The following is a 15,205-nucleotide window of genomic DNA, read 5'->3' as shown; positions in this document are numbered from 1 at the left end:
AATCATTTAATCATTAAATTATTAGCTTTGCAGCGAATATGCTATCCCTTTCTGAACTAAAATCATTGCTGGCAACGCCGCAGAAAATTGTAATTACGACACATCATAAGCCTGATGGTGATGCGATGGGCTCGTCTTTGGGCTTATACGCTTACCTGATCCAAAGAGGACATCATGTAAAAGTAATTACCCCTACTGATTATCCTTATTTTTTGCACTGGCTGCCAAATAATGCTGATGTGATCATCTATACTGAAGAAAAAGAGAAATCTGAACAATATGTTGCTGAGGCGGCACTTGTTTTTTGTCTCGATTTCAACACGCTCAGCCGTATCAATGAGCTGGGTGAAGTGATCCGTAATTCATCAGCGTATAAGGTCATGATAGACCATCACCTGGATCCTGAAGATTTTGATGATTACAGACACTGGAGTATCAATGCCTGCGCTGCAGCACAGCTGGTGTATGATTTTATCGTCAATGAACTGGAAGAAGGAGAAATGATGAATAAAGATATCGCTACCTGTTTATATACGGGTATCATGACCGATTCAGGTTCTTTCAGGTTTGCTTCGGCCACTTCTGAGGTATACCGTATTGGTGCTGACCTCATCGATGCAGGTGCTGAACACTGGCGTATTCATCAGCTGGTATACGATAATGCCACTGAAAACCGTTTACGTTTTCTGGGGAACTGCCTGACCAATAAACTGGAGATCATCAGGGAACTGAACACGGCCATTATCTCTGTCACTGCAGAAGAACTGAAACGTTTTGAGATCGTAACAGGTGATACTGAGGGAATCGTGAATTATGCGCTTTCCATTAACGGGATTAAACTGGCGGCCTTTATTATTGAAAGAACTGATAAAGTTAAATTATCTTTGCGCTCCACGGGAGATTTTCCTGCGAATGAGATTTGTAAGAAATATTTTAACGGCGGAGGGCACAGGAATGCTGCCGGCGGATATTCGGAAAAGAACCTGGAAGATACGATCAGTTATTTTAAATCTATATTGCCGGAGTATAAAACGCAATTATTACAATAAAATATAAATAAGCCTGCACCAGGTTATAAACAACAAACAATTAAACAAAAGATGAAAAAAACATTAGTAATTCTTTTTGCAGCTACGCTTGGTTTAGCAGCTTGTAACAACTACAAAAAAGGGCCGGGAGGCTTAATGTACCAGATTCACAAAACTGACGGAAAAGATAAAATCGTTGAAGGCGATATCATCAAGATCAATGCGATCCAAAAAACTGAGAAAGATTCAGTAACCAGCAGTACGTATGATATTCAGCAGCCTGCTGTATTCCCTGTTTCTAAAAAACAATGGGCAGGTGATATCTCTGATGCCCTGATGTTATTGGCTGAAGGTGACAGTGCTACTTTCAAAATTGATCTGGATTCAATGGCAAAATATTCTAACCAGCCAAAACCAGCTACACAAAAAGATAAATACATGGTTTTTACTGTGAAGATTGAAAAAGTAATGCACAAAGCTGCTGGTGAAGCTGACTCAACTTTCCAGAAGAAAGCTACTGAATTCTTCCAGGCTGATTTCAAAGCTACTGTTGCAAAACATAAAGCTGCTGAAGCAGGAAAGATCAAAAACTTTATTGATGACAACAAACTGAAAGTACAGACTACTGCTTCCGGACTGCAGTATGTGATCACTGCTCCTGGAGATGCACAAAGAGCAACACCATCTGATACTTTGATGGTAAATTACACGGGTAAATTGCTGACAAAAAAATCTGACGGTAAAGAAAACATATTTGATACAAGTGTAGAGAAAGTAGCTAAAGACAATGGTAAATTCAGTCCGATGGCACAATACGGCCCACGTCCTTTTACCTTGGGAAGAGCAATTCCGGGATTTGATGAAGGTCTTAAATTAATCGGTAAAGGTGGAAAGATTACCTTGATCATTCCTTCCAGCCTGGGTTATGGTGAAGGTGGAATGCCACAAGGTGGTATCACTCCATTCTCTCCGTTGTGTTTTGAAGTAGAGATCACAGACATTAAAAAAGCTACAGGAGCACCTGTTGCTGCAGCGCCTGTAATGGCTCCGGCTGCTCAACGATAATCTGATTTAATCATCATGATCAACCCTGTCCGATTTCGGACGGGGTTTTTTTATTAACTTTGTTTTATGCTTTTAACAGATACACACACGCATTTGTACTATGAAACAGATGAGGAAAAACAGGCATTACTTTTTCAGCGCTGCTTTGAAAGCCAGGTAAACCGTTTGTTTTTGCCAAACGTTGATATTTCTTCAATTGCTAAAATTGACGATCTGGTAAAAAAATATCCGGACAATTGTTTCGGTATGCTGGGATTACACCCCTGCGATGTAAAAGAGGGTTATGAAGAGGTTCTGGCGGAAATCCTTCAAAGTATGGAGGGCAGGAAGATCTATGCCGTAGGTGAGACCGGTATAGATCTTTACTGGGATAAAAGCACTTTAGGTATGCAGCAGGCTGCTTTCAGGGAACAGATCAAATGGGCAAAGGAAAGGAAGCTCCCTATTGTTATCCACTGCCGCGAAGCGTTTGATGAGGTCTTTGAAATCCTTGAAGAGGAAAAAGGAGATGACCTGAGAGGCATCATGCATTGTTTTACGGGTAACCTGGAGCAGGCAGAGCGGACAATAGCACTGGGCTTTTACCTGGGCATTGGGGGTGTGGTGACATACAAAAAGGCCGGTCTGGACGCAGTGCTGATGCAGGTTCCCCTGGCACATATTGTACTGGAAACGGATTCTCCATACCTGGCACCTGTGCCATACAGGGGCAAACCCAATGAGAGTAGTTATCTTGTACATATTGCCCAAAGAGTGGCAGATATTTATAACATCTCTATCGGAGAAGTGGCTGAAGTGACGACAGCCAACTCTGTCAAAATATTTAACGTCTAAAACTGCATGACTAAAATTCTTATCATCTACACAGGGGGTACCATTGGTATGGTGAACGACCCGCTGACCGGTGCACTGATCCCTTTTGATTTCAAACAAATTCAGCAGAATGTACCCGAACTTGCCCGCCTGAACTATCAGCTGGATGTTCATTCTTTTGATCCCATACTTGATTCTTCCAATATGGATCCGGTCATCTGGGCGGAACTGGCGGATATTATTGAGCGCAGGTATCATGATTATGATGGTTTTGTAGTGTTGCACGGTTCTGATACCATGGCCTACACTGCCTCAGCACTGAGCTTTATGCTGAAAAACCTGAGCAAACCTGTGGTGCTGACGGGATCACAGCTGCCAATCGGGGAGATCAGAACGGATGCAAAGGAGAATCTGATCACGGCACTGGAGATTGTAGCCACGAAGAACAGGGGGCTGGCGATGGTGCCGGAGGTATGCATCTATTTTGACTATCAGCTTTTCCGGGGTAACCGGGCGATCAAGTATAATTCTGAGAAATTCGAGGCGTTTCAGTCGCCCAATTACCATATCCTGGCAGAGGCAGGTGTGAACTTGTCATTTTACTCCAACTATATCAATGACCATCCGCAGGAAGAACTTCGGGTACGGTCTAATTTCAATGCCAATATCGGTGTCCTGAAATTATACCCGGGCATCACTGTTCAGGCTGTACAGGCCATCACCAGATCTTCGGTTGACGCCATTGTGCTGGAAACTTTTGGCTCCGGCAATACCAGCACTGCCCGGTGGTTTATTGACAGTCTGCAGGAGGCGCTGGACCGGCAGAAACTCATTGTGGATATTTCACAATGCCAGGGAGGTTCTGTAGAACTGGGTAAATATGAGACCAGCAAAAAATTGCAGCAGATGGGGATCATCAGTGGATTCGATATGACTTTCGAGGCCACGGTAACTAAACTCATGTACCTGATGGGACAGGATCTCACACATACCCAGATCGCATTTCTGATGGAACAGTCGTTACGGGGAGAGCTGAGCGCTTAAGTAAAATTTCTGTAAGAAGGAAAGTTAAAACATGAGTTAAGAAATAATTAACTTATTTTTGTTGTAATGCCTACTGCCGGAAAAACCTGCAGGCAGGTTCCTGTAAAAACGAATATTAATCATGAAGATAGAGCAAATTTATACAGGTTGTCTTGCTGAAGCAGCTTATTATATCGAGAGTAATGGTGAGGCAGCGATCATAGATCCGCTGCGTGAAGTTCAGCCCTATTTAAGAAAAGCAAAACTGGCTGGTGCCAGCATCAAATATATCTTCGAGACGCATTTCCATGCTGACTTTGTATCGGGCCATGTAGACCTTGCAAAGCAATCCGGTGCAAAGATCATTTACGGGCCAACTGCCGTAACCCATTTCGATTCACATATTGCCACAGATGGCGAAGTTTTCAAGGTGGGGGAGCTGAGCATTACGGCGCTGCATACACCTGGCCACACACCAGAATCCACTACTTACCTGCTGAGTGACGGTGATGGCAGGCCCTATTGTATCTTTACCGGTGATACCCTGTTCATTGGAGATGTAGGCAGGCCTGACCTGGTACAACAAGGCGCGATGACGGAGGAAGAGATGGCGGGTACACTGTATGATTCCCTTCATCACAAGATCCTGACATTGGCGGATGATATTCTGGTTTATCCTGCACATGGAGCAGGATCTTCCTGCGGTAAGAACATGAGCAAAGAAACTTTTGATACCCTGGGTAATCAGAAGGCGGTTAATTATGCGCTGAAGGCAGCCAGCAGGGAAGAATTCATTGAGCAGGTGACAGATGGGATACTGCCTCCGCCACAATATTTTGCTAAAAACGCAGCAATCAATAAATATGGTTATTCCAGCTTTGCTGAAGTACAGAAGAAAGGATTGGTCCCGCTTCTTCCTGAAGATTTTGAGGCCACGGCGAATCATAGCGGGGCATTGCTGTTAGACACCAGGGATCCGCAGCAATTTGCTGCAGGATTTATCCCCCATTCTATTAACATAGGGCTTGGCGGGCAGTTTGCTCCCTGGGTAGGCGCATTGATCACAGATCTGAAACAACCTATATTACTCATTGTGGAAGAAGGCATGGCCGAAGAGGCGATTACACGACTGGCAAGAGTAGGCTACGACTATACCATTGGTTACCTGGAAGGCGGAATTGCCGCATGGAAGGATGCCGGCAAAGAATTGGATACGATTTCCTCGGTCTCTGTGGCCGAATTTGAGGCAGAGGTACATCAACGTCCGGATATGCACGTACTGGATGTCCGCAAGCCTGGCGAATATGAAACCGGCCACCTGGAGTGCGCCTCCAGCCGTCCGCTGGATTATATCAATGAATGGACAAATGAGATCAATACTGCTGAAACTTATTACCTGCATTGTGCGGGAGGTTACAGATCGATGATCGCTGCCTCCATTCTAAAAGCCAGGGGTGCAGCGCATGTGATTGATATTGCCGGCGGTTATGCCGCCCTCAGGGCGACGCAATTAAAAAGAACAGATAATGTATTACCACAAGAATTGAGGAGCTAATTGCCTGATGGAAGAATATGATGTACTGATCGTAGGTGCTGGTCCGATTGGACTGGGGTGTGGTATAGAGGCAGCAAAGGCCGGGCTGACATATGTAATTGTAGACAAAGGTGCTTTAGTAAACAGCCTGTATAATTATCCGGTTTTCATGACCTTCTTTTCCACTTCACAGAAACTGGAGATAGGCGGCGTTCCTTTTGTCAGCATTAATCCCAAGCCCAATAGAAATGAGGCAATAGAATATTATCGCCGGGTGGCAGAAAAATTTGATTTAAAACTGCGTCTTTTTGAAGAAGTGAGAACGATCGGGAAAACCCCTGCAGGGGTTTTCGAAGTGCTGACTACAAAGAATGCCTATAAGGCTAAAAATATAGTGATTTCCACGGGTTTTTATGATGTGCCCGTATTGATGAACATTCCCGGCGAGGAACTGCCGAAAGTTACCCACTATTATAAAGACCCTCACTTGTATGCCTTCCAGAATGTAGTTGTAGTTGGTGCAAATAATTCCGGCGTTGATGCCGCACTGGAAACTTACCGCAAAGGCGCGAACGTTACGCTGGTAATCCGCGGTCCGGAACTGGGTCCTCACGTAAAATATTGGGTACGCCCGGATATTGAAAACAGAATCAAAGAAGGATCGGTTAAAGCCTGGTTCAATTCTGAGGTCACTGCTATCGAAGAAGGGAGCGTAACGATAAAAACGCCGGAAGGCGAGCTGAAAGTTGAGAATGATTTTGTAATCGCAATGACAGGGTATAAACCCGATTTTGAGATGCTGAAAAAACTGGGCGTGCAGGTGGCAGACGAGCAATCCAATGTACCTGTTTATGATCCTGAATCGATGGAAACAAACCTGACTGGCCTGTACCTTGCCGGAGTAGTTTGCGGTGGGATGGACACGCATAAATGGTTCATTGAAAACTCCAGAATACATGCAGAACAGATCTTCAAACATATTGGAGCAAAAATACAGCGCCCTGCTGTAACGGCATCACCTATCATTTAAATTTTTCATTAAGGCAGGCTTTTACCTGAATTTAATTAAGTTTGCACACAAATTTTAATACCTGAATGCCAGGAATAGATCAGATTAAGAAACCCATAGCCGCAGATATAGAAGTTTTTGAAGAAAAATTCAAAGCCTCAATGCACAGTGATGCACCTTTACTGGACCGTATCACGCACTATATTGTAAAAAGAAAAGGCAAGCAAATAAGACCTATGTTCGTTTTTTTTGCCGCGAAACTTTGCGGGGGAATCATTGAATCTACCCACCGTGGCGCCGCGCTCGTAGAATTGCTGCATACCGCTACCCTCGTTCATGATGATGTGGTAGACAACGCTTATGAGCGCCGGGGTTTCTTCTCTATCAATGCCTTGTGGAAGAATAAGATTGCGGTACTGGTGGGTGATTACCTGCTGGCCAAAGGTTTGCTCCTCTCTGTAAATAACAATGAATTCCGGCTGTTGCAGATCGTTTCTGAAGCGGTGAAGCAGATGAGCGAGGGTGAATTGCTGCAGATAGAGAAAGTAAGAAGAATGGATATCGGCGAAGATCTGTATTTCGATGTCATTCGTCAGAAAACGGCTTCCCTGATCGCTTCCTGCTGTGCATGTGGTGCAGCTTCGGCAGGTGCTGATGAAGAAACTATCGAAAAAATGCGTTTGTTTGGTGAAAAGGTGGGCATAGCCTTCCAGATTAAGGATGATACTTTTGATTTCGGTACCGATGATGTGGGTAAACCACTCGGCATAGATATTAAGGAGAAAAAAGTAACCCTTCCCCTGATTTACGCATTGAACCGTACCGATAAAGCAGAAAAGAAAAGAATCATTAACCTGGTCAAAAATCATAATGATGAACCTGCCAAAATTCAGGAGATCATCGATTTCGTGAATAAGAACGATGGTGTGCATTATGCCCGGGAGAAGATGGCACAGTATCAGCAGGAAGCCTTTGATATCTTATATACTTTTGAGGAAAGTGAAGCAAGGACAGGGCTGGAGCAGCTGGTCCGTTATACTACCGAACGAAAAAAATAGCTTTTTATTAGTAAAAGTGTTTTTTATTGTAAAATAATTTCTTTGGTTTTATTATTAAGCTTAATTTGATCAAAAAAAATATAAATGAAGCTTTCTTTATCTTTGTTGTTTACCGGGCTGGCTTTTTCAGCTTATGCCCAGGATGATTTTAATTCCGATTTTAAAAAAATAAACACTGAAGTTCAGGTAAATTCTAAAGCGTATGAAACGCTGAAGTTTGCTACTGAAACTATTGGACACCGTTTAACAGGATCATCCAATGGTGCTAAAGCAGAAGAATATGTTTTCCAGCTGTTAAAATCATATGGATACGCAGTGCATTATCAGCCCTTCGAAGTAGAAAGCTGGAGCCGGCTGACAAATGAAACGAAAATTGGCGATTCTCCATCCGGTCTGAACACCTTGAAGTCAGTTACGCTGGCGCATTCTCCCGTAAAGGCGTCGGTTACTGCGGAACTTGCAGATATGGGAAACGGTCTGGAAGAAGATTATCTGAAAGAGAAGGACAAGGTGAAAGGTAAGATCGCCCTGGTTTACCTGGGTGTATTGCCGGGATCTCCTGCTGGCACACCAACGCTGCACCGTTCTGAAAAAACGGCTGTCGCTACTAAATACGGAGCTGTAGGAGTGATCATCATCAATGGTGTGAAAGGTGGGGTTTTACTCACCGGTACCGCTTCTGTTACCGGTAAATTAATTCCTGTTCCTGCAGTATGTATCGGACTGGAAGACGGCATGAAGCTCAGGGAGCAGCTGCAGTTGAAACCACAGTTTGCCAGTTTAAACATGACCAATTTCTCGGGTATGATTAAAGCGAGGAATGTAGTTGCTACCCTGAAAGGAAGTATCTTTCCTAAAGAAAAAATTGTTGTAGGCGGTCATTTGGACAGCTGGGACCTTGCAACGGGGGCTATAGACAATGGTATCGGCTCTTTTGCCGTTGTAGATATGGCAAGGACATTCAAATCTTTAAATTTGAAGCCAAAGCGAACTGTAGAATTTGTATTGTTCATGGGTGAAGAGCAGGGGTTGCTTGGATCGAAGGCCTATATCAAATCTGCAAGGGAAAAGAATGAACTTGATCAGTTGCAATTTATGCTGAACTATGATATGACAAACGATCCTAAAGGTTTTGCCACAAGCCGTAAGGAGATGAAAAACCTTTTTACAGGCTGGGGAAGCCAGATCGCGCAGATCGATACAGGGTTTAAGAATGTTTTTCGCGCAGGTGCAGGACTGCATAGCGATCATCAGCCATTTATGCTGGAGGGAATTCCTACCGGCGGTGGTGCAGGAGGTGAATTGCCTAAGCAGTCGGGACAGTTCTATCATTCTGACGGAGATCAGTTTAGCCTGGTAGACGAACAGCAGCTAAAGAACACGGTCCGTTACAGCAGTATGCTGATCGATGCACTGGCCAATACGGGCAGCATTCCTGTGGGCAGGCAATCTGAAGAAATCCTCAAAGCCTTCCTGATAGAGAATAAACTGGAAACGCCCCTGAAGATAGCGGGAGAATGGCGCTGGAAGGATTAACAAATTAGTTAGGGCTGCATTAACAATAATTAAGGCTGTGTATGAGTAATATCAATATCAAGGAACTGGCTAAAGTGCTGAACTTATCAACTTCGACTGTCTCGAGAGCGTTCCGGGACAATAGTGATATTAGCAAAGAAACCAAGGATAAGATACTGGCTGCCGCAAAGGAGCATAATTATCAGCCCAACCACTATGCCAGTAACCTGAGGGAACAACGCAGTAAAACTATCGCTGTGATCGTGCCTGAACTGGGAAATAACTTCTTTTCACAGGCCATCCACGGGATTGAACGTATAGCCAGGGGAAAAGGGTACCATATCCTCATCTATGCGACTGATGATGATTATGAAAAAGAGGTGTCTTTTATCAGGCATTTGCACAATGGACGGGCAGATGGTATCATTATGTCCGTATCGGGGGAGGCGAATGATCATACCTACCTGAACGAACTCAATCAGCAGCGGTTGCCACTGGTATTTTTCGACAGGGTATACGAAGATATTATTACCCCCCGTGTGATCACTAATGATTACGACAGCAGTTTCGCCGCTGCACGGCACCTGATTAAACAAGGGTGCAAGCGGATTGCCTACCTGGTGATCAATAAAAACCTTTCTATCGGAAAGACCAGAATGCAGGGGTACCTGGATGCACTGGAAAAATATAATATTCCGTTCGACGATCATCTGATCGTGGATTGTACCAACAGCTACAAGAGAAATAATGCGATCCTGAAGGAGATGTTCAGAAAACTAAAACCTGACGGTGTATTCACCTCTGTAGAGCGTTTGGCATTTGCTACCTATTACGCCTGTTATGATATGAACATATCCATACCTCGGGATGTGAAAGTGGTGGGGTTCTCCAGTTTGGTGATCGCGCCACTGCTAAACCCTTCCCTGACTACCGTTACGCAGCCGGCCACACAGATAGGGATTGAGGCAGCCTCACTTTTATTTAAAATGCTGGAGTTTCCTGAGCAGGTAAATATCAATGAAAAGATCATCCTGGATTCGAAACTGATCAAGCGAAATTCCACTGCGAAAGGTCAATAAAAATGAGCCTCTTCCAGGCTTGAAAACCATACTGGAAAACACTCCTGCTTGCAACGGAAATCCACCGGTATTTGCAAGGGAAAATCAATCTTTTTTTGAAAATAAAATCACGGTCTGAACGAAAATACGCAGAATCTGGGGGTTTATTTCTGACAGATTCTATAAAATAGTCAGTAATACCGGGAACGTTCCCGGTATCGTTCCCGTAGAATGTGGTATATTTTGCTTAGTGTACATTTAACACTTTAATTGAGGTGAAAATAGATGTATATATCTGTATATGAATATTTTAATATTGATTTAATTTCGACAACAAAAATGTGACACACAAATTTATTGATAGATTTGCGTCGATTTCACATATAAAATATTGTGTTAAATTTTATTTTGATATAAAATTTTGAAATATCAACCTTGAATGTAAATTTACCAGGAGTGTAATACACACTAAGATATTATCCAAATATATAACCCAAAAAGAGCAATAAATATGAGAGTATTTTACGTGATGAGGCAAGTTTTGATGCTGGTTTTTACCTTCACCGCACTTGCCGTACAGGCACAAACCGGTTCCATAACCGGCAAAATTGTTGACGAAACCGGGCAGGGCCTTCCGGGCGTTTCCGTCCAGGTGAAAGGTCTGTCTAAAACTTCAAGTACAGATGTAAAAGGTAACTTCAGGATAACAGGCGTAGCAAACGGATCTGCTACCTTAACAGCAAGTTATATCGGTTACCGCTCTGTTGATATGGATATAGTGGTAAACGGTAATACCGTAGCCAACTTCTCCCTGAAACCCGATTCACAGAATTTAAATGAAGTAGTGGTGATCGGTTATGGTACTGCACAGAAAAAAGACCTTACCGGTTCTATCACTACGGTTGGTGCAAAAGAATTTCAGACGGGTAATATCACGTCTCCGGAACAGCTGATCGCTGGTAAAGTTGCCGGTGTGTCCATTACTTCGAACGGTGGTGCGCCAGGTTCAGGAAGCACGATCCGTGTAAGGGGAGGCGCTTCACTGAATGCCAGTAACGATCCTCTGATCGTGGTGGATGGTGTCCCTTTCAGCAGTAACCTGTTACCCGGTGCAATCAGCAGTAATGTGATTGCAGGCGTAGGTAACCCCCTGAGTCTGATCAATCCTAACGATATTGAAACTTTTACCATATTGAAAGATGCAAATGCCACTGCAATCTATGGTTCCAGAGCATCAAACGGCGTCATCCTGATCACCACCAAAAAAGGTAAGTCAGGCGCTCCTGTTATTAACTTCAGCACCGTTAACTCTTATGCAACAGTGGCAAAGAAGGTAAATGTTTTATCGGCCGGTCAGATACGCTCCTACGTAAACGCAAATGGTAATGCCGATCAGAAAGCTTTGCTGGGAACGGCAAATACGGACTGGCAGGACGTGATCTATAACAGTGCATTCAGTACAGATAATAACCTGAGCATTGCCGGAACTTTCAAGAAAGTACCCTACCGTTTCTCTGCAGGTTACCTCGATCAGAATGGCCTGTTGCGTACAGATAACCTGACACGTTCTTCTGCCGCGCTGACCTTAAACCCAACATTTTTTGATAACCATTTAAAGGTAGACCTGAACTTAAAAGGTACACTGAGCGAATCGCGTTTTGCAAACCAGGATGCGGTAAAAGCAGCGATACAGTTTGACCCAACACAACCTGTCTATGCCAATAACCAGTATGGAGGGTATTTCGAATGGATCGGCTCTACCGGTCAGCTGAATCCGAATGCCCCGAGAAACCCGCTCGGACTGATCGAACAGAAAACTGATCTTGGAAAAGCGGATAGAAGTTTTGGTAACTTAAGACTGGATTACTCCTTCCATTTCCTTCCTGAACTGCACCTGAATGCGAATGCAGGTTATGATGTATCTAAGGGATACGGCAGTGTCAATATCCCTGCCTATGCAGCACAAAGTTTTTCTACAAATGGTTCGGCAACTCATTATGATGCTGTTCAGCACAACAAATTGGCGGAGGTCTATTTCAATTATGCCAAAGACCTGAAAGGTATCAACAGTAATATCAACGCTACCGCAGGTTATGGTTATTACGACAATGCCACTACCACCTATAATTTCACCAGCTATAATGCTTTAGGCTCGGTGATCAGTAACCCTGTATTTCCTTTTGACAAGCAGCAGAACAGGTTGCTTTCTTATTACGGACGTGTAGTGTATACACTGGCCGATAAATATATCCTGTCAGGTACCATGCGCGCCGATGGTTCTTCAAAATTCAGTGAAGATAACAGATGGGGTTATTTCCCTTCAGCAGGTTTTACCTGGAAAGCCATCAATGAGTCTTTCTTAAAAGAGAGCAAAGTGTTCTCAGATCTGAAACTGCGTTTGAGCTACGGTATCACCGGTCAGCAGGACGGGATTGCCAACTACAGTTATCTATCTAACTATTACAACAGTACAAACGAGCAGCAATATTATATTGGTGGTCAATACTATCATTTTTATACTCCCCTTGCGTATGACAGAAACCTGAAATGGGAAACCTCTACCACCTATAATGCCGGTATTGATTATGGTTTGTTCAAAGGCAGGGTTTTCGGTAGCGTAGATGTCTACTATAAAAAAACCAAAGACCTGCTGAGCACAGTGCCGATTCCGGTGGGAACGAACTTCAGTAACTTGTTGCTGACCAACGTTGGTAACATGGAGAACAAAGGTATTGAGGCAAGCGTCAACATAGGGCTCATTAAAAGTGATGATGTAAACTGGGATATGGGTTTCAACGTCACCTATAATAAAAATAAAGTGACCAACTTATCCCTGAACCCTGATCCCAACTATAAGATCGGAGCCGGCGATATCACCGGTGCTACCGGTACCACACTGAAATGGAATGCTGCGGGTTATAACCCTGGCTCTTTCTATGTATACAAACAGACGTATAATGCAAATGGTGCGCCACTGGAAGGTGTATATGAAGACCTGAACAATGACGGGGTAGTAAATGATCAGGACAGATATTTCTATAAATCGCCGCAGCCTAAAGTTATTTTGGGTTTCACTACGTCATTTAACTATAAAAAATGGACCTTAAGTACCGTACTTCGCGGAAACCTTGGCAATTATATCTACGATAATGTCTCTTCAAACTTAGGGGTCAGCAGAAATGTACTGAGTCCAGCCGGACTGATCAATAATGCCGCTACCTCATTGCTGACTACCAATTTTGTTGCCAACCAGTTCCTGAGTGATTATTACGTCCGCAAAGCCTCCTTCCTGAAAATGGATAATGCCGGCCTCGCTTATGATTTCGGAAGGATCTCTCCAAACCGGGCAACAACACTGCGTTTTAGCGCAAACGTTCAGAATGTATTTGTGATCTCCAGCTATAAAGGGATAGACCCGGAGAATGCTTTAGGTATAGATTATAACCTGTACCCAAGGCCAAGAACATATAGCCTTGGTGTCAATGTTGGATTTTAATATTTATAATTTAAGAAGATGAACATATCTAAAATATTTACGGCAACAGCCATTTTACTGGCTACCCTCTCGTCTTGTAAAAAAGACCTGAACTTAACGCCTACAAATGACCTTACCTCTGACGTGGTTTATGCTACTCCGGCGGGATATAAACAAGTGTTGGCAAAGGTATATGCCAGTTTTGCAACAACCAGCGGACTGGGGTCCGACAAGAGCGACCTGGGTGGTATAGACGCAGGGACGTCCGATTTTATCCGCCTCTACTGGAATGCCCAGGAGCTGCCAACAGATGAAGGCCTTTGCGTTTGGAACGACCCGGGTGTATATGACCTGAATTATCTTACTTTTAGCGCTGATAACATTATTCTGAGAGGATTATACACCAGAAGCCTGTACCAGATCACCGTAGCGAATGAATTTCTTCGTGAAAGTACACCAGAAAAACTGGCCTCACGTAATATTACAGGATCTGATGCCACTAACATCGCTGCCTACAGAGCAGAAGCAAGATTTCTGCGCGCCTACCAGTACTGGGTGCTGATGGACTTGTTCGGTAACCCGCCAATCCTGACTGAAGAAAATACCATCGGGATCGTTTCTCCTCAACAGATCAAACGTGCAGACCTTTTCAAATACGTGGAGTCTGAATTACTGGCAATTGAGCCTGAGTTACTGACTTTGCCCGAATACGGAAGAGCGTCTAAAGGTGCTGCCGATATGCTGTTATCCCGTTTGTATCTCAATGCAGCAGTATATACAGGTACTGCTAAATACACGGAGGCCATTACTTATGCAAGTAAAGTGATTGCCGGAAGTTATTTCCTCCATACAGCATACAAAAACTTGTTCCTTGCTGATAATGACCTGAATAATCATGAAACTATCTTTGCCATCAACTACGATGGAAATAATACGCAGAACTATGGCGGAACAACGTTCATCATCAATGCTTCGATCAATGGCGATATGAACCCTTCATCTTTTGGTGTTCCAAATGGAGGATGGGGTGGTATCCACGCCAGTTCTACCCTGCCTGCCATGTTTGGTACGCTACCTACCAAAGACCAGCGTTATATGTTTACGGGTAATAAAGCAGCGAACGACGATATAGGTGTATTTACCGATGGCCTTCGCATCACGAAATTTAAAAATATCAACCAGGCCGGTGTGACGGCGTCTTCAACAAACGGCACGTTTACTTCAGTGGATTTCCCCCTGTTCCGTTTGCCTGAAGCATATCTGAATTATGCAGAAGCTGTGCTTCGTGGCGGTACCGGTGGTACAATCAATGATGCGGTTACTTATGTGAACCGTTTGCGCCACCGCGCCTATGGTGATGATTCGGGAAATGTAACTGCGCTGAGCTTAGATGATGTATTAGCGGAAAAAGCAAAAGAATTCTACTGGGAAGGGTACAGGCGTACTGACCTGATCCGCTTTGGTAAGTTTACTGATGCTTCTTATTTATGGCCCTTCAAAGGGGGTATAAAAGCCGGCCGTGCCGTAGATGCCACACGCAGCATTTTCCCTTTGCCAACGGCTGATATCATCGCCAATACAAATCTGACCCAAAACCCGGGATATTAAAACAATACTATAACTCAAA

11 protein-coding genes are annotated in these 15,205 nt (G+C 43.9%); all 11 read left to right on the top strand.

The genetic code is table 11. The annotated features are described in order from the left end of the window. The first annotated feature begins 38 nt into the window (after nucleotides 1-38). Nucleotides 39-1,049, top strand: a complete 1,011-nt coding sequence (locus BLW16_RS04180) for a DHH family phosphoesterase (protein ID WP_090555321.1) — start codon at nucleotides 39-41, stop codon at nucleotides 1,047-1,049. 51 nt (nucleotides 1,050-1,100) lie between these two features. Then, entirely contained in the window at nucleotides 1,101-2,093 is a 993-nt protein-coding gene (locus tag BLW16_RS04175; protein ID WP_090555320.1) for an FKBP-type peptidyl-prolyl cis-trans isomerase, read from the top strand. A gap of 66 nt (nucleotides 2,094-2,159) precedes the next feature. Then, entirely contained in the window at nucleotides 2,160-2,927 is a 768-nt protein-coding gene (locus BLW16_RS04170; protein WP_090555319.1) for a TatD family hydrolase, read from the top strand. A gap of 6 nt (nucleotides 2,928-2,933) precedes the next feature. After that, nucleotides 2,934-3,950, top strand: a complete 1,017-nt coding sequence (locus BLW16_RS04165) for an asparaginase (protein WP_090555318.1) — start codon at nucleotides 2,934-2,936, stop codon at nucleotides 3,948-3,950. Nucleotides 3,951-4,071: 121 nt separating this feature from the next. Then, nucleotides 4,072-5,484 carry an MBL fold metallo-hydrolase gene (locus BLW16_RS04160; RefSeq protein ID WP_090555317.1) on the top strand — a complete coding sequence of 471 codons (1,413 nt, stop codon included), beginning with the start codon at nucleotides 4,072-4,074 and terminating at the stop codon, nucleotides 5,482-5,484. Between the two features lie 7 nt (nucleotides 5,485-5,491). Beyond that, nucleotides 5,492-6,493 (top strand): YpdA family putative bacillithiol disulfide reductase, encoded by a 1,002-nt coding sequence (locus tag BLW16_RS04155; RefSeq protein WP_090555316.1) that lies wholly within the window; start codon nucleotides 5,492-5,494, stop codon nucleotides 6,491-6,493. 65 nt (nucleotides 6,494-6,558) lie between these two features. Further along, on the top strand, nucleotides 6,559-7,530 hold the full coding sequence (locus BLW16_RS04150) for a polyprenyl synthetase family protein (RefSeq protein ID WP_090555315.1): 972 nt from the start codon (nucleotides 6,559-6,561) through the stop codon (nucleotides 7,528-7,530). 84 nt (nucleotides 7,531-7,614) lie between these two features. Next, nucleotides 7,615-9,066: a M20/M25/M40 family metallo-hydrolase gene (locus tag BLW16_RS04145; RefSeq protein WP_090555314.1), complete on the top strand. Its 1,452-nt coding sequence runs from the start codon at nucleotides 7,615-7,617 to the stop codon at nucleotides 9,064-9,066. 41 nt (nucleotides 9,067-9,107) lie between these two features. Next, a complete protein-coding gene (locus BLW16_RS04140; protein ID WP_090555313.1) occupies nucleotides 9,108-10,124 on the top strand; it encodes a LacI family DNA-binding transcriptional regulator in 1,017 nt (338 codons plus the stop codon). 490 nt (nucleotides 10,125-10,614) lie between these two features. Beyond that, the gene (locus tag BLW16_RS04135; protein WP_090555312.1) at nucleotides 10,615-13,599 is read left to right on the top strand and encodes a SusC/RagA family TonB-linked outer membrane protein; all 2,985 of its coding nucleotides are present in this window, start codon (nucleotides 10,615-10,617) and stop codon (nucleotides 13,597-13,599) included. An 18-nt stretch (nucleotides 13,600-13,617) separates the two neighbouring features. After that, nucleotides 13,618-15,186 carry a RagB/SusD family nutrient uptake outer membrane protein gene (locus BLW16_RS04130; RefSeq protein ID WP_090555311.1) on the top strand — a complete coding sequence of 523 codons (1,569 nt, stop codon included), beginning with the start codon at nucleotides 13,618-13,620 and terminating at the stop codon, nucleotides 15,184-15,186. Nucleotides 15,187-15,205: the final 19 nt, after the last annotated feature.

Origin of the sequence: Pedobacter hartonius, assembly GCF_900107535.1 — a bacterium.
Taxonomy (GTDB): domain Bacteria; phylum Bacteroidota; class Bacteroidia; order Sphingobacteriales; family Sphingobacteriaceae; genus Pedobacter; species Pedobacter hartonius.
This window is presented reverse-complemented; position numbering and strand designations above follow the sequence as displayed.

What these genes read in the sequence shown, in the direction of transcription:
- BLW16_RS04180 (WP_090555321.1), top strand. Translation starts at nt 39, where the DNA reads ATGCTATCCCTTTCTGAACTAAAATCATTGCTGGCAACGCCGCAGAAA.
- BLW16_RS04175 (WP_090555320.1), top strand. Translation starts at nt 1,101, where the DNA reads ATGAAAAAAACATTAGTAATTCTTTTTGCAGCTACGCTTGGTTTAGCA.
- BLW16_RS04170 (WP_090555319.1), top strand. Translation starts at nt 2,160, where the DNA reads ATGCTTTTAACAGATACACACACGCATTTGTACTATGAAACAGATGAG.
- BLW16_RS04165 (WP_090555318.1), top strand. Translation starts at nt 2,934, where the DNA reads ATGACTAAAATTCTTATCATCTACACAGGGGGTACCATTGGTATGGTG.
- BLW16_RS04160 (WP_090555317.1), top strand. Translation starts at nt 4,072, where the DNA reads ATGAAGATAGAGCAAATTTATACAGGTTGTCTTGCTGAAGCAGCTTAT.
- BLW16_RS04155 (WP_090555316.1), top strand. Translation starts at nt 5,492, where the DNA reads ATGGAAGAATATGATGTACTGATCGTAGGTGCTGGTCCGATTGGACTG.
- BLW16_RS04150 (WP_090555315.1), top strand. Translation starts at nt 6,559, where the DNA reads ATGCCAGGAATAGATCAGATTAAGAAACCCATAGCCGCAGATATAGAA.
- BLW16_RS04145 (WP_090555314.1), top strand. Translation starts at nt 7,615, where the DNA reads ATGAAGCTTTCTTTATCTTTGTTGTTTACCGGGCTGGCTTTTTCAGCT.
- BLW16_RS04140 (WP_090555313.1), top strand. Translation starts at nt 9,108, where the DNA reads ATGAGTAATATCAATATCAAGGAACTGGCTAAAGTGCTGAACTTATCA.
- BLW16_RS04135 (WP_090555312.1), top strand. Translation starts at nt 10,615, where the DNA reads ATGAGAGTATTTTACGTGATGAGGCAAGTTTTGATGCTGGTTTTTACC.
- BLW16_RS04130 (WP_090555311.1), top strand. Translation starts at nt 13,618, where the DNA reads ATGAACATATCTAAAATATTTACGGCAACAGCCATTTTACTGGCTACC.